General features: G+C 52.4%; 29 protein-coding genes and 1 pseudogene. 6 read left to right on the top strand and 24 right to left on the bottom strand.

From position 1 onward, the window contains the following. From KNP64_RS00970 to KNP64_RS00930, 9 genes and pseudogenes are all read right to left on the bottom strand, one after another. A complete protein-coding gene (locus KNP64_RS00970) occupies positions 1 to 669 on the bottom strand; it encodes a septum site-determining protein MinC (RefSeq protein ID WP_240731247.1) in 669 nt (222 codons plus the stop codon). Positions 670 to 674: 5 nt separating this feature from the next. Then, complete coding sequence (gene mreD / locus KNP64_RS00965) at positions 675 to 1,169, bottom strand: rod shape-determining protein MreD (protein WP_052090206.1); 495 nt, start codon at positions 1,167 to 1,169, stop codon at positions 675 to 677. 1 nt (position 1,170) lies between these two features. After that, positions 1,171 to 2,061, bottom strand: a complete 891-nt coding sequence (gene mreC / locus KNP64_RS00960; protein WP_034776861.1) for a rod shape-determining protein MreC — start codon at positions 2,059 to 2,061, stop codon at positions 1,171 to 1,173. Between the two features lie 13 nt (positions 2,062 to 2,074). Next, positions 2,075 to 3,112, bottom strand: coding sequence for a rod shape-determining protein (locus tag KNP64_RS00955; RefSeq protein WP_034776859.1), 1,038 nt, complete (start codon positions 3,110 to 3,112; stop codon positions 2,075 to 2,077). 204 nt (positions 3,113 to 3,316) lie between these two features. Continuing rightward, positions 3,317 to 4,153 carry a DUF2785 domain-containing protein gene (locus KNP64_RS00950; RefSeq protein WP_029595824.1) on the bottom strand — a complete coding sequence of 279 codons (837 nt, stop codon included), beginning with the start codon at positions 4,151 to 4,153 and terminating at the stop codon, positions 3,317 to 3,319. 127 nt (positions 4,154 to 4,280) lie between these two features. Next, the gene (locus KNP64_RS00945) at positions 4,281 to 4,733 is read right to left on the bottom strand and encodes a hypothetical protein (RefSeq protein ID WP_353049130.1); all 453 of its coding nucleotides are present in this window, start codon (positions 4,731 to 4,733) and stop codon (positions 4,281 to 4,283) included. 53 nt (positions 4,734 to 4,786) lie between these two features. Beyond that, a pseudogene (locus tag KNP64_RS00940) lies at positions 4,787 to 5,089 on the bottom strand (JAB domain-containing protein); the annotation flags it as partial. 326 nt (positions 5,090 to 5,415) lie between these two features. Beyond that, positions 5,416 to 5,604, bottom strand: coding sequence for a hypothetical protein (locus KNP64_RS00935; RefSeq protein WP_029595826.1), 189 nt, complete (start codon positions 5,602 to 5,604; stop codon positions 5,416 to 5,418). 46 nt (positions 5,605 to 5,650) lie between these two features. Then, positions 5,651 to 6,328 carry a hypothetical protein gene (locus KNP64_RS00930; protein WP_029595827.1) on the bottom strand — a complete coding sequence of 226 codons (678 nt, stop codon included), beginning with the start codon at positions 6,326 to 6,328 and terminating at the stop codon, positions 5,651 to 5,653. A gap of 592 nt (positions 6,329 to 6,920) precedes the next feature. Between KNP64_RS00930 and KNP64_RS00925 the strand changes: the two genes are divergently transcribed. Further along, complete coding sequence (locus KNP64_RS00925; protein ID WP_029595829.1) at positions 6,921 to 7,238, top strand: recombinase family protein; 318 nt, start codon at positions 6,921 to 6,923, stop codon at positions 7,236 to 7,238. A gap of 135 nt (positions 7,239 to 7,373) precedes the next feature. On the opposite strand, the gene radC is transcribed toward KNP64_RS00925, so the two are convergent. From radC to KNP64_RS00870, 11 genes are all read right to left on the bottom strand, one after another. Beyond that, the gene (gene radC, locus KNP64_RS00920) at positions 7,374 to 7,997 is read right to left on the bottom strand and encodes a RadC family protein (RefSeq protein WP_251126235.1); all 624 of its coding nucleotides are present in this window, start codon (positions 7,995 to 7,997) and stop codon (positions 7,374 to 7,376) included. 29 nt (positions 7,998 to 8,026) lie between these two features. Next, entirely contained in the window at positions 8,027 to 8,614 is a 588-nt protein-coding gene (locus tag KNP64_RS00915; protein WP_251126234.1) for a Maf family protein, read from the bottom strand. A gap of 139 nt (positions 8,615 to 8,753) precedes the next feature. Beyond that, positions 8,754 to 9,461: a hypothetical protein gene (locus tag KNP64_RS00910; RefSeq protein ID WP_214791629.1), complete on the bottom strand. Its 708-nt coding sequence runs from the start codon at positions 9,459 to 9,461 to the stop codon at positions 8,754 to 8,756. Next, complete coding sequence (pilM, locus tag KNP64_RS00905; protein ID WP_214791631.1) at positions 9,458 to 11,095, bottom strand: pilus assembly protein PilM; 1,638 nt, start codon at positions 11,093 to 11,095, stop codon at positions 9,458 to 9,460. Before pilM ends, KNP64_RS00910 begins: the two co-directional genes overlap by 4 nt. Before the next feature lie 12 nt (positions 11,096 to 11,107). Then, positions 11,108 to 11,860 carry a prepilin peptidase gene (locus KNP64_RS00900; RefSeq protein ID WP_214791633.1) on the bottom strand — a complete coding sequence of 251 codons (753 nt, stop codon included), beginning with the start codon at positions 11,858 to 11,860 and terminating at the stop codon, positions 11,108 to 11,110. A 95-nt stretch (positions 11,861 to 11,955) separates the two neighbouring features. Beyond that, positions 11,956 to 12,417: a prepilin-type N-terminal cleavage/methylation domain-containing protein gene (locus tag KNP64_RS00895; RefSeq protein ID WP_214791635.1), complete on the bottom strand. Its 462-nt coding sequence runs from the start codon at positions 12,415 to 12,417 to the stop codon at positions 11,956 to 11,958. Positions 12,418 to 12,558: 141 nt separating this feature from the next. Continuing rightward, a complete protein-coding gene (locus KNP64_RS00890) occupies positions 12,559 to 13,776 on the bottom strand; it encodes a type II secretion system F family protein (RefSeq protein ID WP_029595836.1) in 1,218 nt (405 codons plus the stop codon). A 4-nt stretch (positions 13,777 to 13,780) separates the two neighbouring features. After that, entirely contained in the window at positions 13,781 to 14,815 is a 1,035-nt protein-coding gene (locus KNP64_RS00885; RefSeq protein WP_214791637.1) for a type IV pilus twitching motility protein PilT, read from the bottom strand. Between the two features lie 4 nt (positions 14,816 to 14,819). Beyond that, complete coding sequence (locus tag KNP64_RS00880) at positions 14,820 to 16,478, bottom strand: GspE/PulE family protein (RefSeq protein ID WP_138859748.1); 1,659 nt, start codon at positions 16,476 to 16,478, stop codon at positions 14,820 to 14,822. A 1-nt stretch (position 16,479) separates the two neighbouring features. Continuing rightward, positions 16,480 to 16,773, bottom strand: coding sequence for a hypothetical protein (locus KNP64_RS00875; protein WP_214791639.1), 294 nt, complete (start codon positions 16,771 to 16,773; stop codon positions 16,480 to 16,482). Next, a complete protein-coding gene (locus KNP64_RS00870; RefSeq protein ID WP_214791640.1) occupies positions 16,770 to 17,996 on the bottom strand; it encodes a G5 domain-containing protein in 1,227 nt (408 codons plus the stop codon). Before KNP64_RS00870 ends, KNP64_RS00875 begins: the two co-directional genes overlap by 4 nt. Positions 17,997 to 18,159: 163 nt before the next feature. Here KNP64_RS00870 and KNP64_RS00865 point away from each other — a divergent pair, with 163 nt between their 5' ends. From KNP64_RS00865 to KNP64_RS00855, 3 genes are read left to right on the top strand one after another with little or no spacing between them, the layout of a single operon-like run. Continuing rightward, on the top strand, positions 18,160 to 18,609 hold the full coding sequence (locus KNP64_RS00865; protein WP_034809733.1) for a prepilin-type N-terminal cleavage/methylation domain-containing protein: 450 nt from the start codon (positions 18,160 to 18,162) through the stop codon (positions 18,607 to 18,609). Beyond that, a complete protein-coding gene (locus tag KNP64_RS00860; RefSeq protein WP_214710489.1) occupies positions 18,557 to 19,120 on the top strand; it encodes a PilW family protein in 564 nt (187 codons plus the stop codon). The genes KNP64_RS00865 and KNP64_RS00860 overlap by 53 nt, the downstream gene beginning before the upstream one ends. 14 nt (positions 19,121 to 19,134) lie before the next feature. Then, positions 19,135 to 20,796, top strand: coding sequence for a hypothetical protein (locus KNP64_RS00855; protein WP_214791642.1), 1,662 nt, complete (start codon positions 19,135 to 19,137; stop codon positions 20,794 to 20,796). 44 nt (positions 20,797 to 20,840) lie between these two features. Here the strand turns inward: KNP64_RS00855 and KNP64_RS00850 are convergent, their stop codons facing one another. Together KNP64_RS00850 and KNP64_RS00845 are read right to left on the bottom strand one after the other, a co-directional pair. After that, positions 20,841 to 22,409: a hypothetical protein gene (locus tag KNP64_RS00850; protein ID WP_214791644.1), complete on the bottom strand. Its 1,569-nt coding sequence runs from the start codon at positions 22,407 to 22,409 to the stop codon at positions 20,841 to 20,843. Between the two features lie 44 nt (positions 22,410 to 22,453). Beyond that, the gene (locus tag KNP64_RS00845) at positions 22,454 to 23,698 is read right to left on the bottom strand and encodes a bifunctional folylpolyglutamate synthase/dihydrofolate synthase (protein WP_214791646.1); all 1,245 of its coding nucleotides are present in this window, start codon (positions 23,696 to 23,698) and stop codon (positions 22,454 to 22,456) included. Positions 23,699 to 23,806: 108 nt separating this feature from the next. On the opposite strand from KNP64_RS00845, the gene KNP64_RS00840 reads away from it, so the two are divergent. Further along, a complete protein-coding gene (locus KNP64_RS00840) occupies positions 23,807 to 25,243 on the top strand; it encodes a protein adenylyltransferase SelO (RefSeq protein ID WP_214791648.1) in 1,437 nt (478 codons plus the stop codon). A 108-nt stretch (positions 25,244 to 25,351) separates the two neighbouring features. Continuing rightward, on the top strand, positions 25,352 to 25,552 hold the full coding sequence (locus tag KNP64_RS00835; RefSeq protein ID WP_214710484.1) for a hypothetical protein: 201 nt from the start codon (positions 25,352 to 25,354) through the stop codon (positions 25,550 to 25,552). Between the two features lie 200 nt (positions 25,553 to 25,752). On the opposite strand, the gene KNP64_RS00830 is transcribed toward KNP64_RS00835, so the two are convergent. Beyond that, positions 25,753 to 26,100 carry a hypothetical protein gene (locus KNP64_RS00830; RefSeq protein ID WP_029595848.1) on the bottom strand — a complete coding sequence of 116 codons (348 nt, stop codon included), beginning with the start codon at positions 26,098 to 26,100 and terminating at the stop codon, positions 25,753 to 25,755. A gap of 40 nt (positions 26,101 to 26,140) precedes the next feature. Continuing rightward, the gene (locus tag KNP64_RS00825) at positions 26,141 to 26,914 is read right to left on the bottom strand and encodes a hypothetical protein (protein WP_214710483.1); all 774 of its coding nucleotides are present in this window, start codon (positions 26,912 to 26,914) and stop codon (positions 26,141 to 26,143) included. Positions 26,915 to 26,989 lie beyond the last annotated feature (75 nt).

Below are 26,989 nucleotides of genomic sequence, written 5' to 3'. Positions count from 1 at the left end.
TCACCCTCTCTGTAATTCCATTGCATATGCGTCTTTCAGCCCAGTCATGACTTGACGAAGACGCGTCATTTCAATGCCCTGATTCGTCTGATACGCGCATCCCATCTCGATCTCCGGAAGCTCTTCGTCGTCGTCCGACGCGAGCACATGTTCACCGATCGCTAAAAACTTCGGATGGAGCAGACTGGCGGTGATGACCGCTTCCTCCCATCCTTCGACACCGGCACGCACATTTCCTCGTATCGTCCCTAAACAATATATGCTGCCCGTTGCCCGAACCTCGGACCCCGGGTTGATGTCTCCGATAATGAGCACCGAGCCATCGAAATCGAGCATTTGCCCGCTTCGAATCGTCCCGCTATGGTAGTGGAACGTCTTTTTGCCGTAGGTCGCTTTCGCCTCTTCGGTCAACATGACCTCGCTCGACAGCTCCTCGATATAAAAAACGCCATGACGAGCGACGACTTCACGAATTTGACGTGACAGCTCCTCGTCGATGTAACGAGTACCCGCGTGCAATTTGAGTGCAATCTTCCCAGAGGGCGGCTCCATTTCTTGTAACGTGGCCTCAAGCTCTCCGAGCACCTCATCGATGCCACTCCGTGGATTGAAGTGGATTGCAATACCGTTGCGATGTCCTTTTATCGTAATATGTCGTTTACGCTCCATCATGGCTACCCTCTTTTCGCTACAGGCCGCGGCGCCACGTATCGTGTCATCGGCACGTATAACAGTGCGATGGCGACAGCGTTGACGGCGAGCGTCCCTGGAATCTGTTCAACTAATAGTGTTTGAATGGTCATGGTCGTCCCACCGACCGCCGTCATGACACTGAAAATCCCGAAAGAAAACACGAGGATCATGAATGTGAACGTGATGACGACCGAGAAGAAGTTCTCACCTATATATTTTAACACGAAGCTGACTAAGAGAGGAATGAGTGAAAAAGTAAATAAGTAAATTCCGAGCAAGTCGGTGTAGACGATATCATACAATAGCCCGAAGACGAGACCGAATCCGAGCGCCGACTCCCAGCGGCCATACAAACTGACGTACATCAAGCCGATCAGCGTCAAATACAAGAACGGCGTCACATAGTGCCATGAGAAGATGGCGGCCCATGTCCCTTCAATAAGAAAGAGGAGGAACAGGGCGATGAACACTTTCATGTTACTCACCCGCTGCTCCTCCTTCCTCGGGACCCGTCAAGAACGGTTCGTCTAGCGTTCGATCGATGACAAACATTTGCGAGAACTCGTTGAAGTCCGCCTCAGGTTTGATGCGGGCGACTTGAGACACGCCGTATTCGTCGGTTTCGATTGACTCGACCGTACCGATGACAAGACCGGCCGGATAGCGCCCACCGAGACCTGACGTCGACACGATCTCGCCTTCTTTCAACTTGACGCTGTTCGAGACCTTCGTGAAGAAGAGCTCGTTCGTCTCGCTGTCGAAGCCGTCGATCGTCCCGTACGTCGCTTTGCCGTCTGCGTCCTTGACGACGGCCGAGACGTTGTTCGTCCGGTTGTTGTCAGAGAGGAGTTGCACTTGCGACGTATAGGCGCTCGTCTGGATGACGCGACCGACCATACCGCCGGCGGCCGTGACGGCCATGCCTTTCTCGACACCGCGCTCTTCCCCGACGTTGACCGTTACGTAGCGCTGCCAGTCGTTCGGCGTACGCCCGATCACTTCGGCGGGAATCAAGTCAAAGTCACGGAGCGACGTGTCGGACGCCTCGACCATTTGCCGCAATTCTTCGTTCTCACGGCGCAGGTCATCGGCCTCGACCGACACTTCCGCGTATTTCGTCAAATGTTGTTTCAATTGACGGTTCTCTTCATAAATATCGCGTACGTTCGAAATCGAGGACACGGTACTGTCCATCCAGCCGATCGGCACCGTGAACACCCGTTGGAACGTTCCGACCACATCACGCGTGACGTCTTGGTACCAGGCGGATTCCGACCGTCCTCGAATCGAAACCCCTAAAATCACAACGAATAAGATGATACCGATCAGCGTGATGATGAGCTTTTTATTGCGTACGAACCGGCTCATCGTGTGTCACCACTCATCGACGCGACGAGATGCCTGATTTTGAACGGAGGACGTCCATCATTTCAAGAGATTTTCCTGTCCCGATGGCGACGCAATCGAGCGGCTCATCCGCGACGAGTGTCGGGATGTGTGTCTCGTCCGAGATGACGTCATCCAAGTTTTTAAGTAGGGCTCCACCGCCTGTGAGGACGATGCCGCGGTCCATGACGTCAGCAGCAAGTTCCGGCGGCGTCTGCTCGAGCGTTTGTTTCACGCCCGCGAGAATCGCTTCGACCGTATCCGAGAGTGCTTCGCACACTTCAGAAGCCGAGACTTCGATTTGTTTTGGAAGACCTGTCACGAGGTCGCGACCACGGATTTCCATTTTCTCATTCTCGTTCGAAGCGTCGATGCGAGCCGAACCGACTTCCATCTTGAGCGTCTCTGACGTCCGCTCCCCGATCATGAGGTTGTATTTGTTTTTGATGTAACGAATAATGGCGTCATCCATTTCGTCACCGCCGACACGAATCGATTGGCTCGTCACGATGCCGCCGAGTGAGATCACTGCGACTTCGGTCGTACCGCCACCGATATCAACGACCATCGAGCCTGTCGGTTCCCAAACCGGGAGACCGGCGCCGATTGCTGCCGCGAACGGTTCTTCGATTGTGTACGCTTCACGTGCGCCCGCTTGCTTGGCTGCGTCTTCGACGGCACGTTTTTCGACTGACGTGATGCCGCTTGGCACACAAATCATGACGTTCGTTTTCGATGAGAACAAACCGCTCTTCGACTTCTGAGCTTGCTCCATGAAGTATTTGATCATCGTCGCTGTCGTTTCGAAATCGGCGATTACCCCATCTTTCATCGGACGGCGTGCCGTGACGTTACCCGGCGTACGTCCAATCATATCCTTGGCCTGGTTACCCACGGCCTCAATTCTACCTGTATCTGTACGGAACGCCACTACCGACGGTTCACGAACAACGATGCCTTGACCTTTTACATAAACGAGCGTATTTGCCGTTCCAAGGTCGATTCCGATTTCTCGGTTAAAACTACGAAACATACGTGCTGCTCCTCTCTTGGTTACACTATTTTTTATTATAACGGAAAAATCATGTTTGAAAACGTTCATTCGATTACAGGTTATTTACAATAACGTTCATCTCAGTCCTGTCTCACCGTATATTAGTGTGCCTTCTTTTCGACAAAAACGCAAATCAAAAAGCAAGCGCGTGTAAGCGCCTGCCTAGATTGTTCCGGGTTCTCGTCAAATCTGCTGCAACGTCTCGGAGACGGCGGCTTGAAGCTTCGGGCGATTCACGTCCGCCAATTTCACGAAAAAGCTCTTCAGAAACGTTTTCACGTTATGGACGACGTGCCAATAGTACTCGGGCTCGAGTTGCTGTTTTTGCGCGCGCAATCGGGCAGGCAAATCTTCTAACAGGACGATCAGCTCATGTTCGTCCATCCCGCGCCCGAGCAAGGCGAAGATGGGATTCAGCAGGCGCTCGTCCTCGTCATGCACATAGACGCTCGGAATCATCACCTTGTTCCATAGCGCCGCGAGCATATCCCCGTATTCCGTCTCATCGAGGTGCGGATGCAAAGCGAGCTCGTCGAAGGCATCGGCCACATGGGCGATCGAATGGGCCCAGCCTTTCCCAGGTACATAGCCTCTCGTGTCGATTTCACAATCGAGATACGCCAGGAGCTTCGCCTTCAACATGTCGATGTCCGTCTCGGATAAAAATCCTCGTTGCCGGTCTTGATACACGAGCAAGGCGATCAACAGCGTCGAGAACGCCCGTGTGAAGACGGTATCCGATGCCGTCTCCCCGATGCCGTAAAACAAGTGGTATTTGAGCGTCGTTTGGAACATCTCCGTCAACTGTTCGTTCGTCAGTTGTTCGTCTTCGATGATGAATCGATAAAACACCGTGTAAATCAACTGATCTCGAAGTTCAGGGTCCGTCGAGCCGATGTGATGGAGCATCGATTGGATCACCCGCTCCTCGTCCAAGTCGTGCAACCGAACCGTCCCGTCCTTGATGTCCGTCAATATCAATTTCAAATTCTGTTCTTGGTAGATGGTTTCCTCACTCATGTCTGATCACATTCCCTCTCAGTTAGTCGTATGTAAACGCATACTCTCGGTGTTCGACACTATGTTTGATGACTCCTCCCAACACAAAAAAGCAGGCGTGGATGCGCCTGCTACGTTCGAAACATACTTAGAGGCCCGGTTGGAGCGGGAGCAATAGCATGGCCGCGTAAAAGAATACCGCGAAGATCAATACCGGGCGAAAGAACCGCGACGGTTTTTGTCGGGTCGCCCCCGCCATAAAGCTCGACGTCGTCACGACGAACACGTAAATTCCGGCATACATGAAGACGAGTTGCGGAATGACTCGCCACACTTGAAGGTCGAGCGAGGAATTGAACCAGGCGACAAATAGAGCCGCATACGCGATACAAGCACCAATCCCAATGCCGACACCGACAAGCGGGGACAGGCGGTCTAGCCAATGATCTTCTCGTTGGAACCGTCGAAACAGTACCACACTGATGAAGACGAACAACGCGAATACGAGAAGTGATAGTACGCGTGGGTCGAGCCGGACAAAACTTGCGACGAGTGCGACGACAAGCATCAATAACCAAATCAATTTTTCCAATGTAAACACCTCGTATGCCAGTATAGCAAACTGATGTCTCGTTTGGAAAATAAATTCCAGTTTCAACCGTTCATGTAGCCCTGCTGCTTCATACTGACGTAATGGTCCTCCCCGATGATGAAATGGTCGAGGCAGGCGATACCGACGATATTGCCCGCTTCGACTAAACGCTCGGACACGTCGATGTCTTCCCGGCTCGGTGTCGCGTCCCCGCTCGGATGGTTATGGACGGCGATGAAACAAGCGGCCGATAGTTTGAGCGCTTCGCGGAACACATCGCGCGTATGGACGATGGACGAATTGAGCCCGCCGACGAACAACGTCTTCCGGGCGATGAGCTGAATCTTCGTGTTCAAATACAGGCATTTAGACTAGATATAAATACTATTAATGACTTTTGGATACTCTCTATTCATTTTGCTTCCATTTTATTCATGGATTATAAGACGGTGCTCAAACACTCAGCTTCACTCATGATTGCCAATCTAACTTTGCAGCTCAGTCTAGGCTAACGGCAATGTACGTCTTGCAAACGAAATTGGTGCATATGAGGGCTCGCAGGTCCAACGCGTCGATGATGCAGGAGTTTACTTCTTCAATATTACGGCCGATGGCAACTGGACGATTAGTGTTGAATAATATACTCAAACAAAAAGAAACTCATCGCATCTGATGAGTTTCTTTTTGTTATTCAATTATCCACAGCCTTAGGCTTCTTATTGCCACCATAAAAAATCATGGATGCGGCGATAATAATACAAATCAAACCACCAAGACCTGTAGTAATTATTGAAAGCTGTTCGTCAAAAAATGCTTTGCTAATTCCAAGGAATATAAGAAATAGCCACCCTATTAGGTTAATCTTAGTTTTTTTAGACACTTTATTTCCTCCTAATAAACCAAAGACTTACTAAACTTTTTAAAGATCAATATCTTACAAGTGTAATGTATGCCGCTGGATAATTAGATGTCGTATTTGGTTTAACTGTTAACTTTACTCCAGTAATAGTACCTTTAAGTATCATAATAGCTGAATCTTTCCACCACGAAGTTTGACGATTCATCAAATCAGATGCAGTCCAAGCAGTCACAGTCGCGGCAATACCCGTGAAGTTCGACATACCAGCAATACGTGTAATTGCATAAATTGCAGCACTATCTGATAAAGGATTAGAGATATAAAATGGCCAATCAAACTTATTGTCAATCGAATCAATTACTCTTATCACTTCAGCCTTACGAAAATATCTTACATAACCAGATGTACCGCCGGATGGTGGTTGAACCACGGCCATTGGTGAAATGCTAGACTTTGATAAAGAAGCAGCTAACTTTGTAGGAGCAGTTAGATTTTCTTCTGGACCTACACTTTTTTGGATTTCTGAATTTCTAAATGCTGGATCTTCGAGCTTAGCTTGGTACTCTACTACGTGCTCTTTTGGAACTTCAGACATAATTACTTTGGTGTCGTCTGAATAGAGTACCACTTGAACGGTTTCTTCTAAACTTCCTTCTGTGCCACTTTCTGCAGATGCTTTTTGGAATGGAACTAAGGTTCCTATCATTAGCATCATAGCACAAAAAATCCCGATTAACTTCTTCACTTCATTTCCCCCTGTACCTCTATTTAAATTACCCACAAAAAGGTAACTTATGTTTAAATATTATTGTGAATTACCATTTTTTTTCAACCTCTTAATACTTTTTATCGGGCTTTAGATACTTACAAAATAATTACTCCAGCCTAACGAACTATTTTGCTATTGATATTGAATAACTAAATAAGTGCAAACAAAAACCACCCGGATGAACTACTCCATAAAAGCCGGATTTTCAGGTCCAACTTTATGGGGAAATTCAGTTAAGATGGTTTTTACTACATTGACTTGAGCTTCCTAAGTGATTGAATGTCAGACACGGCTGCTGTAGTTTTTGATTTCAGATTCACTTTGAAAAATTCACTCTCGATTCCAGTAAGAGCATGCAAAGACTTGGAATCAGAAGCATAAAAGTTTGAAACAAGCTCCTCAATCGTCAATAACAAATTACAATCTAGTACTTGGAGAATACTCTTAAACTTTACAGGAGTAGCAATAGGGATTATATCGTCAAGAGGTTCTATCTGCCTGTATTTTTTCTGATTCATCACTCTCCAGAAATAACTACTTTGCTCTGGAGTAATCAAAGATAGTTCTTTTGCTCTCATTTGTAGCTGCAATAGCTGAATGGGAATCTACCAACTTAGGTGAACGTGTACAGCTCGGTCAGATTGAAAAAGCAAGACAAGGCGCATGGTCCGCTCCCGCTCTTTACGGTTTCAGTAAGAACAATCAAAAACGCCTGGAAGTAAATCCAGACGAGATTGAGGCAGTAAAACTCATGGTGCGTAAGGTTAAAGAAGGTTATAGCTTCCGCCAACTATCAATGTATACGCAGAACATTTCGTATAAACCGCGCAGAGATTATAAATGGCACATTGGCATAACCAGTGTTTTACGGAGCAATGCAATGTAATGATGAGGTGTATGAAAGCACCCATGAAGAAATCATGAGCAAGGAAAGCTTTATGAGTCTCTAGAAAAAGCAAGAAATGAATTAAAACCATTCAATCAACAAGAAGTAGACATTTTTATGCCTACCTCCCCTTCCTCAGCCATTCATATACCCGCGCTGCTTCATACTGACGTAATGGTCCTCCCCGATGATGACGTGGTCGAGACAAGCGATGCCGACGATATGACCGGCCTCGACGAGCCGCTCCGACACCTCGATGTCTTCCCGGCTCGGGGTCGCGTCCCCGCTCGGATGGTTATGGACGGCGATGAAACAAGCGGCCGACAGTTTGAGCGCTTCGCGGAACACATCGCGCGGATGGACGATGGACGAATTGAGCCCGCCGACGAACAACGTCTTCCGAGCAATGAGCTGATTCTTCGTGTTCAAATACAGGCAGATGAAATGCTCTTGATTCAACAGCCGGAGCTCATCACAGAGCAGTTCATAGGCGTCCTGCGGCGAACGGATCGTCGGCGTCTCCACTTTCGGTTCCTCGACATATCGGAGACCGATCGCGAACGCCGCGAGCAACTGCTCGGCTTTCTTCTTCGTCATACCCTCGATTTGACAGAGGTCGCTCACGGACGCTTGCGACAGCGCCCGGAGCGTCGGATACACATCGGACAGCCGTCGGGCCGTCTCATGCGGGTCGCCGCCCCTGCCCCCGATTTGGAGCAGCCGGGCGATCGCGGATTCAACACTTCGGTCGAGCACCATGGTCATTCCTTCACCAACTTTCGCTTCATTCACAGAAAGCGCGGCGCTACCCCGTGTCGCTCGAGCGTCTCGACGAGCGGACGAATCGGCAGACCGACGACATTATAAAAGTCCCCTTCGAGCCGTTCGACGAACAGACCGCCCGACCCTTGGATGCCATAGGCGCCAGCTTTATCGTACGGCTCCGTCGAATCGAGGTAGCCGTCGAGCCAAGCGTTCGGGATGTCGATGAACGTGACGTGCGTCGTCGTGACGAACAAGTCTTGCCGCTCGGGCCCGATGATGCTGACGCCGGTGAGCACTTCGTGGGTCGCCCCCGATAAGCGCCGTAGCATATCTCGCGCGTCGTCCCGGTCTTTCGGTTTCTCTAAGATCGTCCCGTCTAAGACGACGACCGTATCCGAGCCGATGACGATGGCGTCACGGTTGTCACGGGCGACGTCCATCGCTTTCTCGCGAGCGAGGCGTCCGACGTACTCGTCCGGATGTTCCCGACCGTTCGTCCCTTCGATGACGTTCGATGGGATGACCTCATGCGTGATGCCGGCCTGGCTCAACAGCTCAGTCCGCCGTGGCGACATCGAGGCGAGGATGACACGTTTCTGTGTTGGTTTCATTGTAACGACTCCTTCCATATGTGCGTAACGGGCTTCTTTTCCGTATCACACTTCACTGTCGATTGTAGGCAAACGGGCAGGCGTTTACAATCCAAGACGCCTCAAAAAAACGCCCCTTCTTTTTGAAGGGACGTTTGCATCATGGCGTCGTATAGTCGTACACCGGGATGTCTTTCGGGGTGAACGTCTGCGCCGGTACGTAACGATCGTCTGTGAGTTGATCGAGGTCCGGACGATAGAACGCATCGAGTTCGACCGTGAAGTCGAGCGGCTGGGCCGTCTCGGTCGTGTTCGGCCCCGTCTCCGTCGGTCCAGTGAATTGGACCGTGCGCAAGATGTGAATCCGGTTCATCGATTCGACCGACTCGAGGAACAGGACGAGCGACTCGTACGTGTCGGCTTGAAGCGACACCGTCGAGCGGATTGACGAGGCGTTGACCGGCGTGATTTCGACCGGTTCGGCCGGTTCAGCCGTCGCGCTCACATCGTTCGGTTCCGGCTCGTCGATGTCTTCCGGCACTTCCGATTCGGCGATGACACCGTCGTCGAAAGCGATGCTCGTGACGCGCACGTCAGACAGTTGGCTCGCCTGCGATAACGTCTCGACGACCGTGTCGAGGGCTGCCTCGGTCGGGACACGCGTCTGGAGGCGCTGCGAGTCGGCGACGTCGACGACTTCCCCTTCTTGGCGCAACAGTTCGAGCTTCGTCTGCTCGAGCGACAGTTCCCGCTCGAGTGACTTGACGTTGCCTTGGTGGATGAAGTATTGGTAGCCGAAATAAGACGGTACGGCGATGGCCGCGAACAAACAGATTGTAAAAATCAAATAAATCGTCGAGCGTTTCATTCGCTCACCACCTCCTCATCGGTCGTCTCTTCCGTCTCGCCGTCCGGTGTCTCACCATCTGGGGTCTCCCCTTCCGGCGTCTCCGGTTCGGCATCGATGAACGTGAAAGTGAACTCGCCGATGTAGCGTGGGAGCGGTTCGTTCGTCGAATCGAGCACGCTCGGACTGAGCGGCTCATCGGTGTCCGTCTCATCCTGCTCGGTCTCCGCTTTCGTCTCGGTCGTCACGCCGAGCAGTTTGACGTTCTCAAACCGTGGGTCGTTCAAGAGCGAGCGTTGGAACGCAGTCAAATCGGCGAGCGTCTCGAACTGAGTACGCACGCTCATGAGCGAACCGTCGGCGTAGTTATACGTCAATACGTAGCCCGTCGGCGGCAATTGCTCGGTCAACGCCCGGAGCGCTGGCACGGCCCATCGTTCTTCAGCTGTGAGCGCAGTCACCGTCTGGTCGAGCGATAGGACTTGCTGACCTTTCGAGTTCACTTGCTCGGTCTGATAGATGCGGACGAGCTGCAACTGCTCCTCGACCTGGGCCTCGTTCCGCTTTAACTCGTTCACTTCATAGAACAAGTAACCGGTCGCCCCGCCGCCGATCAAGAGTGCGAGCAGGCTCGCGATGATTGGCCAGCGGAGCGTCACATCGGTCGAGTTGATGAAGTTGGCGTCGTGCTCTTTGTCGAGCGTCGCCATCCCGAGGAGCGGCAACATCTGATGCGACAATGGCGTCGCGTGAGACAGTGGAAGCGGGTCGGCGATCCGTTTGACCGGCACCATCGCCTCACTTTCAATCGTCTGGACGAGATCGTCAAGGTTCGGGACCGTCCCCGAGACGAGCAACTCGTCAATCGGACGACCGTCCGTCCGGAGCGAGTAGCGATAGAAGTCGAGGAAGCGGGCCAGTTCGTTCAGCCACTCGTCCGTCTGGTTCGCGAGCGTCTCCTTCGAGCCACTATATGTATATGTGACAAGTCCGTCCGTCGTCTCGGCGCGATACGAGAGGTCCGTCTCGATGGCGCGGATAAAGCGGACCTGCCCTTCCTCAAGCACGAGCAACTGGTGCGCGAACGGCGTCACGTGCCAGAGGAGCGTCGATTTGAGCGGGTCGAGCGTCTCGAGTCGGCTCACGCCGTTCGCGATCGCGACCGGGCGTGGAACGATTTTCTTCAATTGGAACCCGCGTTTTTTCATGTAAGCGCGGATGGCTTTTGTCAAATCGACCGAGACGGCGTGGAGCATGACCTCGGTCTTCGTCTCCGTCTCGCCGAGCACCTCGTAGTCGAAGGCGACGTCGTCGAACGGCAAGATGATCGAGCTACCGATTTCCATGAACAGATAACCCCGGATCTCATCTTTCGGGATCGTCGATGGAATCTCGACTTTACGGGACAACACCTCGGTCTCGGCCATATCGACGGCACAGACCATCCCTTTTCGTACTTTCAGTTTACGGCACAGTTCATCGAAGGCGAGACCGAATGCGTTCTCGTCTTCGATGCGTCCCCCTGTATAGGCGCCTTTCGCCAATTGGACGGAGGCGCTGCGCTTGAACACGCCTTGTTTAATCACGGCCCCGTGGATGCTGAGTGCATCAAACGAGAAATACGCGACCGTTCCTTTCTCTATAGACCGGCTCATGCTGGTTTCCCCCTACATCAAATCAAAATACCATTCAAAGAAGTTTTCGCTGAACCAAAACGTCAGCATCGTGCCGAGTGCGATTGACGGCACGAACGGGATCGGCTGTTTGCGATCCATCCGTTTCAAGCCGATCAGCGTCAAGCCGACGATCGCGCCGATCAAGCTCGATAAAAAGAGTGCGACGAGTACGTCGCGTGGCCCGAGGACGAGCCCGATTACTGTAAATAGTTTGACATCGCCGGCCCCAAGTCCCCCCTTGGAAACGAAAAAAACGGTGGCGAGGACGGAAAAGCCGAGCGCCGCTCCTGCAAGCGGGCTCCACCAGGCCATACCCGCGCTATACGCGAGCAAGAGGAGGACCGGTGCCGTGAACAGCAAGATGACGTTCGGGACGAGCATCGTCGACAGATCCGACATTGCCAAAGCAAGGAGCGTCGACAAGAAGACGAAGGCGAGGAGCGTCGTGAGGCTGAAGCCATACAACCAGAAGCTATAGGCGTAACCGACCGCTCCAAGTAATTCAAAGAGCGGGTACGTCGGCGCGATCCGCCCGCCACAGCCGCGGCATTTCCCGCGCAGGAACACGTAACCGAAGACCGGAATCAGTTCCCCAGCGGAGAGGACGTGTCCGCATGACGGACAGTGCGAGCGCGGCGTGACGATGGACTGTTTGCGTGGCACGCGGAGCCCGACGACGTTCGTGAATGACGTGATGACGGCCCCGAGGACGAGGCTGTAAATGAGTCCAATAAGTTCAACCAATCAAGGTCACTTCCCTTACTTGTAAGTATATGCCAAAAACAGAAAACCGGCTAGGCTGAGCGAGTGCCCAGCGCCAGCCGGAGATGAACTTATTATTATTTTGCAGTTACTTTTGCCAGATTATCTTTCTTCAATGAACTTTCTGAAGTATTGTCCGCGAATTGGAATTTCGAACCAACTAAATGAACTGTGTATGAATATTTACCGTCTGTGTTAGTAATATCGACAACTGCTGTGCCGTATTCATTATCTGTATTAAAAGGATCGTTCATAGATGCAATAAATTCTTTACCATCAGTAGTTTTAAAATCAAGAGCTTCAGTTGTTTCTACACTGTTAGAAACAGTATACAACTTCGCCGCACTTACCATTTGTTTCGCATCGGCAACCATCGCGTCCTTCTTCGAGTTCTCGATAATCCCACCGATTGCGACAACGGCGATCGCTGCGATAATCCCCAAGATAACGACGACGACGAGCAACTCGACGAGTGTGAGTCCGCGCTCATCTTTCAATTGTTTGGCATCTTGCCAAATCATTTTCATTTTTTCTAACATGATTCATTCTCCCCTTTTGTGTGTTTTGCTGTGATGTAAGCTAGATTCATTACCTTTGACCTAATACTAGTAGAACAATTTTACTATACATTCAAAATTTAGGATTGAAAAGATGCAAATCTGCAAATAAATAAAAAGTTTCTACTGATTTTGGATATCGCCATAAATTTGGAACATCGGGACGACAATCGCGATGACGATGACGCCGACGATACTCGCCAAGACGACAATTAACAGCGGCTCGATGATCGACTTCAAACGGTCTGTCGTCGTCTCGACTTCGGTCTCATAAAACTCCGCGACTTCGTTCAGCATCGAGTCCAAATCCCCGCTCTCCTCGCCTACCGCAATCATTTGCGTCATGAGCGGCGGGAAGCTATCGTTCCGTTCGAGCGGTTCATGGAGCGGGATCCCTTGCGCCATCATCTTACGTGCTTGAGCAAGACCTTTGCGGATGACCCGGTTCGAGACGATTTTCTCGGTGATCTCGATCGCCGATAAAATCGGGACCGCCGCTTGCAGCAAGACGGCCAAACTTCGGGTCAATAAGGCGATTTGCGACTTTAGGACGATCGGCCCGAAAATCGGCATCTTCAACAACAATCCATCGATCACATACCGTTCCTTATCGCGCTTCAACATCCATGTGAATACGAGCAGGGCGAGAAGCGCCCCACCGAAGATGAGCCACCAATAGGCGGCAACGAAATCGGAGACGGCGACGACGATACGCGTGATGAGCGGGAGTTCCCCACCGAGCTGTCCGAAGATGCTCGCAAACGTCGGGACGACGTTCACCATGAGGAACGCGACGACGCCGATGGCGACGATCGACACGACGAGCGGATACGTCAACGCCGAGATGACTTTCCGTTTGACGTCATATTGTTTTTGGAGTTGGAGCCCGATTTGGTCGAGCGCCTCCTCCAAATTCCCGCTCGCCTCACCCGCGAGCGCCATCGAGCTGAAGAAGTTCGAGAACACGCGCGGATGTTTCTTGATCGCCTCCGAGAACGCGATCCCTTCGCGCAAATCGTCCTCGACTTGGCTGAGCGTCTTCTTCAACACTTTCGATTCGGTCTGGACGCGTAAGATGGACGTCGCCCGGACAATCGGCACACCGGCCCGGATGAGCGTCGCGAACTGGCGCACGTACATAATCAAATGTTCAATCTTGACCCGCTCAGGGAGCAGGTTGACTTCTTTATTCAATCCCGTCGACTCGAGTTCAGCGAGCTCGGTGACGAGAATCGATTCTTGGCGCAGCTTTTCTTTCGCTTCGCGGAGCGAGACGGCAGTGACCCGCCCTTTCTTACGCTTCCCGTTCAGCAGTTTACCTTCGTATTGGAAGATGGCCATTCAGTCACCTCTCTTCATTTGGTACGGCGTTCGGGTTGATGACGCCTTGACGGACGAGCTGTTCAATCGCCATGTCCATCGTCTGCATCCCGTTCTGCCGGTTCGTCTGGATGACGGTCGGGAGTTGGAACTCCTTCTCGTTCCGAATCAAGTTGGCGACGGCCGGATTGCCAATCATAATCTCCATCGCGGCGACACGACCTTTCGGGACGTCGACGCGAGGGAACAAGCGCTGACTGACGACACCGAGCAGGACGTTGGCGAGCTGGGTCCGAATCTGATCCTGTTGCTCGGCCGGAAACGCGTCGATGACCCGACTGACGGTCGACATCGCGCTCGACGTATGGAGGGTCGCCATGACGAGATGCCCCGTCTCAGCGGCCGTCATCGCCGTCGAAATCGTCTCAAGGTCACGCATCTCCCCGAGCAAAATGACATCCGGGTCTTGACGGAGCGCGGCCCGAAGACCGTCGACGAACTTCATGACGTCGGAGCCAATCTCACGCTGGTCGACGATGCTTTGGTCGTGCGAATGCAAATACTCGATCGGGTCTTCGAGCGTGATGATGCGTTTCCGCTGTGTGCGGTTGATTTCATGAATCATCGCGGCAAGCGTCGTCGATTTCCCCGACCCCGTTGGTCCGGTGACGAGGATGAGCCCGTACGGCTTTTCAATCAAACGTTTCAGCACTTGCGGCAAATCGAGCTCGTTCATCGTCGGGATTTCCCCGGAAATAGAACGGAACGCGATCGCGACCGTGCCCCGCTGGTAATAGGCGTTGACGCGGAACCGCGATACGCTCGGGACCCCGAACGAGAAGTCGAGGTCGCGCTGCATCTCGAGCCGCCCCCGCATCTCCTCGGTCATGATGTCTTTCAAATAGCTTTCGATATGGAGCGGCAACACTTTCTCATCACCCATCGTGATGAGGCTCCCGTCAACCCGGATGATCGGCGGTGAGCCGGCGGTCAAATGGATGTCCGAGGCGCGTTGTTCGACCGCTTTCGTTAAAATCACTTCAATCGACTGATGGATCATAGACTCACTCCGTTATCACTGTTCTCAATATTTCCTCGGTATTCGTCAGTCCGAACGCGACTTTCTCGAGCCCATCGGCAAGGAGGAAGCGGGCACCTTGCGCTTTCGCGTAGGCGACCATCTCGGCTTCCGTCGCCTGGTTCATAATCAATCGGCGCAACCCTTCATCGATTGGCACGACCTCATGGATGGCGAGCCGTCCACGATAACCTGTGAAGCTACATGAGGCACAACCGTTGCCGCGCATGATTCGTTCAACCGGAATCCCTTCAGCGGCAAACAGTTCCTGCTCGCGCTTCGAGACCGGCTGTTCATGACCGCAGTCGCGACAGACGCGCCGGACGAGCCGCTGGGCGACGAGCCCGGATGTCGAGGCGGCGACAAGGAACGGTTCGACTCCCATGTCAATCAAGCGGGTGATCGAGCTGATGGCCGAGTTCGTATGTAGTGTCGACAACACCAAGTGACCGGTCAACGACGCTCGAATGGCAATCTCGGCCGTCTCGGTGTCCCGAATCTCCCCGACCATGACGATGTTCGGGTCTTGTCGCAAAATCGAACGCAGACCCGACGCGAACGTCAAGCCGACCTTGGCGTTGACCTGGACTTGGTTAATGCCGTCGAGTTGATACTCGACCGGGTCCTCGACCGTGATGATGTTCTTCGATTCCTCGTTCAGTTCGCGTAGCGACGCATAGAGCGTCGACGACTTCCCTGATCCCGTCGGCCCGGTGATGAGAATTATCCCGTTCGGCCGTTTCAACATGTCGCGGTACACCGCCTCGTTCTGGTCGCCGAAGCCGAGCTTCGTCAAATCGGTCAATCCTTCCGACGAGTCGAGCACCCGGATGACGATTTTCTCGCCATACATCGTCGGGAGCGTCGAGACGCGGAAGTCGTACGGGCGGCCCCGGAGCGTATATTTGATACGTCCATCCTGCGGCAAACGGCTCTCGGTGATATCTAAGTTACTCATGACCTTAAGGCGCGTCAGCATGACGCTTTGAATCTTCTTCGGATAAATCGTTTCGGTCCGAAGATCACCGTCGACCCGGAAGCGGACGTGCAACTGCTTCTCGTGCGGGTCGAAGTGAATATCCGAGGCGCGCTGGTCGATCGCACTCAAGAAGAGCTGATTGACGAGCCGGATGACCGGGGCGTCATCGCGCGACGCCGTCTCCTCGCGCTCGAGTTCAGGCGCTTCTTCTTTCAGAATCTCGATGAGTGACGCATCCATCTCATAATAGCGGCTGATCGTTTTACGAATCTGTTCGCGCGTGGCGATCCCGACCTCGATGTTCATTCCCGTCTGAAGCCGGACGTCATCGATGGCGATCAAGTCGAGCGGGTCCGCCGTTGCGATGAACAGCGTGTTCCCTTGTAACTCAATTGGCATAATGTCATGTTTTTGAGCAATAACTTTCGGGACGAGTTTCGTCACCGTCACATTGATGTCTTGCGCGTATAAAGAAATGACTGGTACATTTAATTGTTCGTGCAGTACTTGAATCAATTGTGTCTCGGTCAAATAGTTCAATCGCATGAGCGCATCCCCGAGCTTTTCCCCGGTCCGCTTTTGAACGAGCGCTTCGTCGAGTTGTTCTTGCGTAATTAACCCCGCCTCGACGAGCATCTCGCCAAGTCGTTTTTTCGTTCGTCTCACCTTACTTCACCATCCTCTGTGGTTCCTCCTGAGGCACCACCTGTGCGGAGCCTCGTTGTTCAACGAACGAACTGAGCGCCGCACCGCTAATTAAAACGAGTGCAAGGAGGGCCCAAATCCACCACGTTCGCTCGAGCCCTTCGACATACAGGCTATACACGCCGAGCGAGAGCACGGCGACGAGTAACGAGATGACTCCTTTCGTCTCCCGCTTTCGAACGTATAGAATCGATAAGGCGAACACGGTCAATGTGGCAAGTACCCAAAAGGCGATCAAAATCAAATAACCGATCATCCGACTGCCCCCTCACTTGGCACCGGGTCCTGGTCATACACCGGTGGCTGTTCTTCAAACTCATTCAATCCGTCATCCTCTACATCGTCATCGAACGGGTCATCTTCCAGTGATTCGTCCGGGAAAGTTGGAATCACCGGTTCGACCGGTTCAGGAGGCGGGAGCGGGACGGAACTTTTCGTCACGATCTCCGGGATCGGCTCGTAAAAATCAAACCCGAGCAGTTCGAGCGACTCGCCCGTATCCGTGATGCGGACACGATACAGTTTGCCCGACTCCCCGGTCTGACCGGACTGGGTCACAGACGAACTGCCGGCCGTGAGTGACGGCGAGAAGCGGACGATGTTTTGATATGGGACGCTCGTCACGTCTTCGACGCGCGACTCGTACGCTCCAACGAATACCTTGCCGAGCAATTGGACCGTCATCGCGTTCCCTTCTTCTAAGACGATGAGCGCGTACGGTGTCTGTTCCGTGTTCTGTACGGCGAAGTTCGAGCGCTCGTCGACTTTGACATCATAGCCGAGATCGATGCCGGTCGGGAGCGTCTCATGTTGGACCCGTTCTAGGATTTGGAACGGTGTCGCCGCGAACAATTGATACATCGAGGAACCGAGCGTGCTGAGCGCCTCAAAATCTTCTCCGAACGCTTTCAAGCTGAAGATGTCCCCGGCTTTCATCTCGAAGCCATTCATCCGCTCGAGTGCCGAGCGCATCGCTGGCGTCGGACTGACCGTGATGGAGGCGACGACTTCACTCTCCGTCGCCGTCATCTCGAGGACGACGTCTGAGTTCAAATTCGAGGCGGATTCGACGAGCGGCGGTGTCACCATCGAGAGCGTCACCGGTTGGTTCTCTAAGTACGGTGTCAATCGCTCTTCGTCGACCGTCGTGACGAGCGGATATGTACCCGATTCAGTGATCGCCTTGAGTGTCGCGTCGACGTTGAACGAGACGACATCTTTGCCGACCTCGATCGCCGTCCCATCGACGAGCGTCACCGTGAACGGCGTGTTGTTGAAGTCTTTGATGGCGTTATCGATTCGGACGATCGCTTCTTCTTTCGTCATCCCCGACACGTCGATGCCGGCCACGGTCGTCTCTTTATATGTAGCAGTCGTCTTCGCCGAGGCATCGAGATAGTTCACGAGCCCGATCGTCGGCAACGACACGAGCAGGACTAGCCCCGCCAGGATGAACAGGTGCATCCCATATCGCTTCATTCCATTTCCCCCTCTATTTCAAGTCAAAAGAGACTTTTGAATTACTATCCGTTCCTACTGTAACTTTAGTATAATATGCATTGTACAGAAAATAACAATTATTTCAGGTGAAAAGTCTCTTTTTTCCTGTCTTTAAATGAATATTGAAAAGGAGGTCAATGCGTTGGACCGTTCCGAACAAGGTTTCACGCTCGTCGAAGTGCTCGTCTCGATTGTCGTCGTCTCGATCTTGGCATTATCGCTCATGAATATCTTCTCCCAAAGCTTACGAATCACCTCCTCGGATCTTGACCGGACCGTGGCAAACCAAGTCGCCCAAAATACGCTCAACACGTTGAAGCGTCGGGCGGCCGAAACGCGAGACCCGATTGACATCTCGATCCTCCAGAAGACGCCGGCCAACGTCTGCGATTTGTGTGACGTCACCATCAACGGGCGCGCCTTCGATGTGACCATCCTCTCTCCCGGCAACGAATTACCCGCCGACCTCGTCAACGTCGAGATTACCGTCGCCTCGGAGACGTTGCTCAAACCGATTACGTTGAAAGGAGTGGTGACGAATGCGACGCTTCAAGATAAATTCCCTGAGACGGACGTTCCGGAGCTTCCGTGACCGTGAGGACGGCGTCACGCTCGTCGAGTTGTTGCTCGCACTCGTCATCTCTGCCATCTTCGCCGGCATCGTGATCACCGTCTTCTTGTCCGGCTCGCTCGGTTTCCGTCTGACGAACGATACGAGCTCGCTTCGAAGCGAGGCCGACTATTTGATCACGAGTGTCCTCCAAGACATCAACCGGACCGAGTTCGACGCCTTGACCGTCAACGGGGATACATATTCGTTCCACCGCCTCCATACCCCGCGCATCTCGACGGAAGGTATCCTGTATCGTCAAGGCGATTATATGGAGGACGCCGTTCTCGAGCTCGACCCGTCGAGCTTTGTGACGAACAACCCTGACATCATCGTTCAGTCCGTCGACATCGACCTCCGCGACGAAGTAACCGATCCAAGGCGCGGACGTGAGGCATATATCACTTCTGGATTGATTGAAATTCAAGTAACACTCGCCTCTCGTGAAGATACGACGCTCGTCAAAACGTTCACGAGCACCATCCCGTTATGAAAAGAGGGAGTCAAATGAAACAAGATGAACGAGGCTACGTCCTCATCCTCGTCCTCGTGACGATGGCGGCACTCGCCGTCCTCTCGCTCGCTGCGATTCAAGTCAACTTGGCCACGAACAAGCAGACGAATCTCCGTGTCGACGAGACGCAGCTCGATACCGACGTCAAAGGCGTGCTCGATGTGCTCGTCGCCGATCTCCGAGCGACGTTCCCGCTCCACGATGCGAATGTTGTCCAACCATATATGGAGAACGAGCAATTGTTCCAGGCGAAAGTTGAGACTGTACTTAAACAAGATACGTTGTATGCAGGGACGCGCCAATCGGGTGATAACGATATCCGCTACTCAATTACCCGCTCGACAGCGGACCAGGCGAACGCCCCGTTCACGACGGTGCTCACGTTGACCGCGACCGGGAAGACGAAAGCGAAACCGGAACAGCCGATGCAGACAAGCTCGTATAGCCAAGAAGTATATGTGACGGCGCTGCCGTCATTCCTCTATTACGTCCTCGGGTCGGACGACACGTTGACGGTCAACGGTCCACCGAAGATTGAAGGGAACTTGTTTGCGGGGACAAGGCTCTCACTCGAACGCGACGCGAAGTACCAACTGAAAAACCAAGTCAACACGCTGAACAATAGCGCTTCGAGCCGGTTTTATCTCGATGGCCGCATCGATCTTGGAGACGGGGCGACGTGCGACGGCTGCGAGACGCCGAACTACTTTACGAATTCGACCACGCCTGGTGTGAACCATGAACCTGAGATTGGTCCGGTTGAGAGTACGTTTTCTCGCTTTAACTTGAATTACTCGGTCATCCAGTTCGCGAACCGACACCGTGCCACTGCCGGTAAATTGCCTTACACGAATTCACCGAAGCAAACGCTGTTTCAATCAACGTTAATCCCGACATCGACGATTTCACCCTTTCTCAAGCAAACTTACGTCGTCGATGGAGAGACAACGCCACGTGAACGGCTGACCGAGTTTATCGATTCCAGCCAGCTCAATTCGATCCAAACGTTACAACTCGTCAATCTTCCAGTAGGTGTGACAGGTCCGATGGTCATCACCAAGTCGATTACGAACAGCACCGTCCCGCTTCTCTTAAACGGAGATGTCACCATCGACGCATTAGACACCATCACCATTAGCCGCCCACTAATCATTAATGGGGATTTGACGATTCGTGGGAAAGTCGCGTTCAATACGACCGTTTATACATTAGGAGACGCGTTCATTGATCGCGCGGATTTATTGCCGGTCGCTTCTGGTGCGAATGACAGTTCACTCGTCCTGCTCGCCGAAGGAAAAATTTTATTGAATCGAATCAATGAATTCCAGGACAGTTCTTCGACGCTCCAAGCATTTATGTACAGCGCTTCGACTGAACCGACTCGACTCTATTCTGTCGGCTCCATTGTCAACATGAAAGGCGGTCTGTATAGTAAAGGGCCGCTCGAAGTAAACACATTCCGCGGTTCGTTTAAATCATTACCGCAACAGGCGAATAAACAAGCTTATTTCGCTCCTGGGAATGTGATTGCCTCTCCAGACGTCGACGATTCACGTCTCGTCATGGAATATAATGAAGGTGTATTCCGCCAAATCGACACGCTCCCGGTCACAAACCAGCTCCAACTGTTCGTCGGTCAACAATTGAAGAAATGAAAAAGAGGCTGCTCTCACGAGTAGCCTCTTTTCTATGATTGAGATTAATAGAAATCGCCAGACGGATCTTCGGTTCCTGGGTTCGGATCCGTACCTGCTTTGACGCGGACGTAGAACGTTTGGCTGATGATTTTCGGACCTTCTCCTGCTTTAAATGATGCACTGACGTCCTCTGTGACCAGACCGATTTTCGCGATACCCGGCTTCAAGAGTGTCAATACGCCATCTTTTGCGGTCATGACATCCGTTCCTTCGAGGACAGTCAAACCGTAACCCGTCACGTTTGCCGTCTCCGGCCAGAATTTGACCGGATAGCTATATGGGCTGTCTGTCATGTAGAGAATGACGTTCGGTGTCGAGACTTTTTGTGGATACTCTTTCACGTTAATCAAGACAGGCATCGTCTGTCCGATATAATCCTTTAATTTCGCAACGACCGAAACGTTGCTCGTACTCCCATGTTCGGCTTGTACGGTCGCGGACGTGTTCTGACTAGAAAGAATTTTCAAGGCGGTCGAATCAACGTCCCACGTCACAGCAAGCGGATTGGTAAGTGCTCGTTTGTCTTCTACCAATTGTTCCAATGTCAATAAAGCCTGTTGCTTAACCAATGTTCCTGCTTCATTTTTGTAGACCCAGAGTTCTTGATCATTGGTAGTTAATGATAAATCCGGTAGTTTGACGACAACCTTCATATCATTTGATTTAACTTTTTGACCGTTCGCGTATTCATAAACGGCTTTCACAGTCGCCTCACCGGCATCCAACGCTTTTAACGTAACGCTTTGATTCGTTGAATTCGTTTGATTTACGAAACTGGACTTATCAATTTCCCATGTGAGTTTCGCATTTGGTGGAATCGCCGCTTTCACAGTCGATAAGTTAGCTTCTACCGTTTTTGAATTCCCCAAATAAATCGTCGTTTCACTTGGAACGTTGATTTTCAGTTCTTCTACCGTCACCGTCGTTTTTGTGAAGCCACTCCCAGCATCAGTGAACGAACGATTATGTTTTTGCGCACCGCTCCCATTCCCAGAATGGTCAGCTTCCAACGAATAGGCATATCGTCCGTTCTCGAACGTATAACTACCCGGTTTTTCTGCAATCAATTTGATGGTGATGAGGTCAGAAAACGCTGCATTCTTATAATCATTACAAGATGTGAGACCCGAATTCTTTTTACCGCACATGATGTTGATTGTTCCCGTTAAAAGGCGCGTAGTAGAGTCGAACTTCAAATTGTGAGCATCGGAAGTCGGAATAACTACAGTCAATCCTTGTGGGATTTTCTCCTCGACCTTGACTGCCCACTCTACATATTTATAGGAATTGATATTCGGTCCTTTTTCAAAATCAAGAATGTTATTCAATGACAAGTCATACGTCAAATCAAAACTGTCTCCGATGAGCACAGCTTCCGGCGTGACAGTCCGAATCGCCTCATCCTCAATCTTTGTTTGGAAAACAATGCCCTGGTTGTTGCCGTTACTGCCACCATTGCCTTTGCCGTTACCTCTACCGTTATTCGCAAACGTTGACGTATACGCGAACAACAATAGAATCATCCCTACCACTATGAGGAACCCGTACTTGGATCTTAGCTGCCTCTTCATCGTTGTGCCTCCAGTCGGTTTGTCGTCACACTTCTTCAGTTAATTCATACCCCTTTTTCTTCCTGTTCACAAGCGGTTTTTTTCAAACTTTGGAAATAGGTTCTTACTTCACTGATAAAGTAGAGCGACCCGGTCACAACGAGCGTCTCGGATTTGGGTGTCTCCAGCCACGCGGCCAACCAGTCTTGCCAGTCCACATAGCGGGCCCCGTCGGCAATCAGACTTTCTTTCGTACGGGTACGTGGGAAATCGAACGTCGTCTCATAGACATCCGCCACCATCTGGAGCGACGCGATCATCGCTTCTCGGTCCTTGTCAGCGAGAATGGCCGCGAGGACGGTCACGTCACGCTCAAGTTTCAGCTGTTCGACGAGTACGGCGACCCCTTCCGCGTTATGTGCCCCATCGAGCACGATGCGGGGCTGTCTCGAGATGAGCTCGTAACGCCCCGGATGTTGCGCCGATTCGAGTCCTGCTTGAATCGCCTCTGTTCTCCAGCCGAGGTGGAGCGCGACGGCGACGGCGCACGCCCCGTTATACGCTTGATGGTGTCCGGTCAATCCGAGCGTCACCGACTTCATCTCGTCATACGTGACGACCGTGTCGGTCCCGTCCTCGATTGACGTGACGAGTGGAGTGACGTCGTGAATCGATGCGTCCATCGCCTCTCCTTGTCGCTTGAGCAACGCGATCAACCGTTCATCCGTCAAACTGTGGAACATCGGCACGCCCCGCTTCATGATGCCAAACTTTTCGAGCGCGATCTCTTCGAGCGTGTCGCCGAGAATCCCTTGATGGTCGTGCCCGATCGACGTCACGACCGTCGCGAGCGGTCGCGTCAACACGTTCGTCGAATCAAGGCGGCCGCCGAGACCGACTTCCCAGATGACGAGGTCAGGTTGTTGCTCATGGAAGTAGAGCCACGCCATGACCGTCAGCAGTTCAAACTCCGTCAACGTCTCCGGTGACGCACTCGCACAGTCACGGACCCGATTAGCAATTCGGACGAGGTCGTCTTCCCGAATCGGCTCCCCGTTCAACATGATCCGTTCCTCGAACTGGATGATGTATGGCGAGATGAACGTCCCGACGTTCAACCCCTCCGCGAGCGCCATAGCCCGCAAGAAAGCGACCGTCGACCCTTTTCCGTTCGTCCCTGCCACGTGGATTGACGGCAACTCCTCGATTTGTAGTGCGTTCAACATCCACTCGATGCGTTCGAGTCCGGGCTTGATCCCGAACCGCAGCTGCCCGTTCAGCCATTCCAATACGTCTTGTCTCGTCTCCATCTTCCATCACTCCTGTTTTCACACTTCCCTCTCATCTTACCAAAATTCGCGAAGCGCTATGCAAGGAATCGGCTGTGCTATACTCGAGGCGAAGAAGGGGGAATCACCATGACAACCAATTGGAACTTCGAGGCGACCTACCTCGATCTCCGTGATATTTTTTACGACCGAGGACCGGTCCATCCGGTCGACAAGCCCGAACTCGTCCTGTGGAACGAAGCACTCGCCAAGACGCTCGGTCTCGACGCCGAAACGTCTCAAGACGTCGCACTCTTCGCCGGGAATCGTCAGACCGACACATCGTTCTCTCAAGCGTATGCTGGTCATCAGTTCGGCCATTTCACGATGCTCGGTGACGGACGGGCGCTCGTGCTCGGAGAACACGTCGCACCGAACGGAAAGCGTGTCGACGTTCAATTGAAAGGCTCGGGCCCGACCGAGTACTCGCGTGGCGGTGATGGACGGGCCGCCGTCGGTCCGATGGTGCGTGAATTCCTCATCAGTGAGGCGATGCACGCGCTCGGCATCCCGACGAACCGGGCGCTCGCCGTCGTGACGACCGGTGAGCCGATCATGCGCCAAGGACCGAAGCACGGCGCCGTCTTGACGCGCATTGCGGCGAGTCATTTACGTGTCGGCACGTTCCAATACGCCGCCGCGGCCGGATCGATTGATGACGTCATCGCCCTCGCCGACTATGCGATTCAGCGCCACGACCCTGACCTTGCAGGACAACCGGACCGCTATGAACAGTTCCTCGGCCGCGTGATTACCCGGCAGGCGAAACTGATCGCGGATTGGCAACTCGTCGGGTTCATCCACGGCGTCATGAACACGGACAATACGTTTATCAGCGGTGAAGGGCTTGATTATGGCCCGTGTGCGTTCATGGATACGTATCACCCGAATACCGTCTTCAGCTCGATCGACCGCGAGGGACGCTACGCCTATGCGAATCAGCCGTATATCGGGTCATGGAACTTGGCCCGCCTCGCCGAGACGTTGCTCCCGCTCCTAGCTGACACACAAGAAACCGCCGTCGATATCGCCAATAAACTGTTGAACGACTACACGGAAACGTATAAAGAAGCATACTTTACTGGCCTCGCCCATAAAATCGGGCTCTACGTCCGAAAAGATGGCGACGATGAACTGACGGATGAATTGCTCCGGCTCATGATGGAGTCTGAGGCTGACTTCACGAACACGTTCCGCGCGCTCACACTCGGCGACACAAATTCGCTTGCCTTTGCTAAGCAAGATGATGGCAAGGCATGGCTGTCCGCTTGGCAAAAACGCCTCGGAGAGCAAGGTCTCCCGGATGAGGACGTCATCCGGCTCATGCGTCAGCATAACCCGGCCGTCATTCCTCGCAACCATCACGTCGAGGCCACCCTCATGGCAGCCGAACGCGGTGACTTCAAGCCGACCCACGCACTGCTCGACGTATTGCGGAAGCCATACGACTACGAAGCCGACTACGGACGCTACGTCTCACCCGGACCGCCGCGGACGTATCCGTATCAGACGTTTTGCGGCACGTGAACCATCTCGCTCGCGCGGGATGGTTTTTTGAAACCTTTTGACACGGGCCACGTAAAATAAACAAAGCAACTTCAGCCTGTACATCCAATGCGAATGGAGTGAAACAAAATGAAGATGACTGTCTTGCTCATGACGATTATCGTCGTGTCCACGTCCTATCTCGTCTACAGTTTTTATTTATCGTTGACGGGTCAGCCGATTCAGCCGCAAGTAACCGGACTCGCAATCGGCGCCTTGCTCACGTCATCTTATTTCGTGACAACCGGTCGCCTCCCGTTTTGGATAGAACCGGAGGAAGAGGACGTATGAAGGTTCTTTATTCCATCTTGCTAGGATTCGGAAGCATCCTGTATGTCGTCTATGCGATGCACCTCTTCCGCATTGACCATCCTCAACCGCTCTTCTTGCATGCTATGATTGCCGCCACTGTATTTGGCATAATCTACATCGAACGCAAACGAAACCCCGAACATCGATGACGATGCTCGGGGTAGTTCTTTTCTATAGACTCATAGTCCGAAATGAATCATGTCCTTCTTGTCTACTTGGGCTTGTGTGATTTTGGAAATAAGTCGATTCAGTTGTTCCGACTCATGCGTGTACATCATCGCTTTGACGACTTGATAGAACAGCGCCAGTGACTCATATGGAATGAGCGTGATCCCGCATTCGTCTAATCCGAATCCAGGACGGTCATAGGAGTGGAAATACGTGCGCATCTCGTTCAGCTCCTCGATAAACTCATCCACCCACTCCCCATCCACCGAGACACAATCGAAGTGTTCAGGTGTATACGTATCATATGATGATTGACGATTTGTTGAATCCAATACACCGAATTCGTGTGTGTAGGGCATGGCATTCCCTCCTCTTGAATAGTTGATGTCACAAGTATGATCAGTTCATCGGAAAATCCACCGACCACGCCTCTGGTAGCGAGTCCGAGAGGTCGAGCAACACCTCTTCCGACACATTGCCCGTCACGACGATGAGCTTGCCCTGGTCTACGTAAAACAAGCCGTTCCCTTCCGGTTGATTCAAGCGATACCGTTCATTTGAATCGTCTCGCCGGTCAATCAATTCTCCGTCTGCCACACTGGACGCATCGGTCACTAAAATCGTGATGCATTGCGTCTCATCATACAACGTCCACATCTCCACCGGCCGCTCGAGCTGACTCATCTCGAAGTTGGCGACAAACAGCTCTTCTTCAGGCAAGTCCAACCCGTGTCGGACTTTTTCGGCCGCCTCGGGAATCGTAAAGTTTTGAATCCCGTGCAACCCCCACTCCTCGTCCCGTGAATAGTTGAACACGCCAAACGAATCGTCGCGGTTTGGTAACTTAATGGCAATGAGCCCGAGATCATCGATGACGGTTTCATAGATTACACCGTCTCTCGCTGGTCGCTCGGACGTACCATCTGTATATTGAAGTGTGTATTGGGCCGTGACCGCATCAACTAATCGAACGGTCCCTTTTGGCACGTCCTCAATCATCGAGCCGAACACTTCTTTGTCCGTCGTTACGGGAATATCTTTGGAAGACGTCTCTTCTGCACTTTCATTAATTGTCACTCCTGATTCCGTCGGTTCGATCGGTTCAGCTCGTTCCGCCACACACCCACTCAGTCCCATAACTGCCAAACTTAACATCATTCCGATTCGTCTCATGTCACACCACCTTTATATCGTCTCCTCTCCTAAATTCCACCAAACGACAAAAAAACCTTCTTCGGAGAACAAGTC

The organism is Exiguobacterium sp. s64 (assembly GCF_018618035.1).
Lineage (GTDB): Bacteria > Bacillota > Bacilli > Exiguobacteriales > Exiguobacteriaceae > Exiguobacterium > Exiguobacterium mexicanum_A.
Note: the sequence above shows the minus strand (reverse complement) of the source record. Positions and strands in the feature narration are given on the sequence as shown.

Bases quoted from the DNA above. Each gene is read 5' to 3' on its own strand.
- KNP64_RS00970 (WP_240731247.1), bottom strand. From the start codon at position 669: ATGGAGCGTAAACGACATATTACGATAAAAGGACATCGCAACGGTATT.
- mreD (WP_052090206.1), bottom strand. From the start codon at position 1,169: ATGAAAGTGTTCATCGCCCTGTTCCTCCTCTTTCTTATTGAAGGGACA.
- mreC (WP_034776861.1), bottom strand. From the start codon at position 2,061: ATGAGCCGGTTCGTACGCAATAAAAAGCTCATCATCACGCTGATCGGT.
- KNP64_RS00955 (WP_034776859.1), bottom strand. From the start codon at position 3,112: ATGTTTCGTAGTTTTAACCGAGAAATCGGAATCGACCTTGGAACGGCA.
- KNP64_RS00950 (WP_029595824.1), bottom strand. From the start codon at position 4,153: ATGAGTGAGGAAACCATCTACCAAGAACAGAATTTGAAATTGATATTG.
- radC (WP_251126235.1), bottom strand. From the start codon at position 7,997: ATGGTGCTCGACCGAAGTGTTGAATCCGCGATCGCCCGGCTGCTCCAA.
- KNP64_RS00915 (WP_251126234.1), bottom strand. From the start codon at position 8,614: ATGAAACCAACACAGAAACGTGTCATCCTCGCCTCGATGTCGCCACGG.
- KNP64_RS00910 (WP_214791629.1), bottom strand. From the start codon at position 9,461: ATGAAACGCTCGACGATTTATTTGATTTTTACAATCTGTTTGTTCGCG.
- pilM (WP_214791631.1), bottom strand. From the start codon at position 11,095: ATGAGCCGGTCTATAGAGAAAGGAACGGTCGCGTATTTCTCGTTTGAT.
- KNP64_RS00895 (WP_214791635.1), bottom strand. From the start codon at position 12,417: ATGTTAGAAAAAATGAAAATGATTTGGCAAGATGCCAAACAATTGAAA.
- KNP64_RS00890 (WP_029595836.1), bottom strand. From the start codon at position 13,776: ATGGCCATCTTCCAATACGAAGGTAAACTGCTGAACGGGAAGCGTAAG.
- KNP64_RS00885 (WP_214791637.1), bottom strand. From the start codon at position 14,815: ATGATCCATCAGTCGATTGAAGTGATTTTAACGAAAGCGGTCGAACAA.
- KNP64_RS00875 (WP_214791639.1), bottom strand. From the start codon at position 16,773: ATGATCGGTTATTTGATTTTGATCGCCTTTTGGGTACTTGCCACATTG.
- KNP64_RS00870 (WP_214791640.1), bottom strand. From the start codon at position 17,996: ATGAAGCGATATGGGATGCACCTGTTCATCCTGGCGGGGCTAGTCCTG.
- KNP64_RS00860 (WP_214710489.1), top strand. From the start codon at position 18,557: ATGCGACGCTTCAAGATAAATTCCCTGAGACGGACGTTCCGGAGCTTC.
- KNP64_RS00855 (WP_214791642.1), top strand. From the start codon at position 19,135: ATGAAACAAGATGAACGAGGCTACGTCCTCATCCTCGTCCTCGTGACG.
- KNP64_RS00850 (WP_214791644.1), bottom strand. From the start codon at position 22,409: ATGAAGAGGCAGCTAAGATCCAAGTACGGGTTCCTCATAGTGGTAGGG.
- KNP64_RS00845 (WP_214791646.1), bottom strand. From the start codon at position 23,698: ATGGAGACGAGACAAGACGTATTGGAATGGCTGAACGGGCAGCTGCGG.
- KNP64_RS00840 (WP_214791648.1), top strand. From the start codon at position 23,807: ATGACAACCAATTGGAACTTCGAGGCGACCTACCTCGATCTCCGTGAT.
- KNP64_RS00835 (WP_214710484.1), top strand. From the start codon at position 25,352: ATGAAGATGACTGTCTTGCTCATGACGATTATCGTCGTGTCCACGTCC.
- KNP64_RS00830 (WP_029595848.1), bottom strand. From the start codon at position 26,100: ATGCCCTACACACACGAATTCGGTGTATTGGATTCAACAAATCGTCAA.
- KNP64_RS00825 (WP_214710483.1), bottom strand. From the start codon at position 26,914: ATGAGACGAATCGGAATGATGTTAAGTTTGGCAGTTATGGGACTGAGT.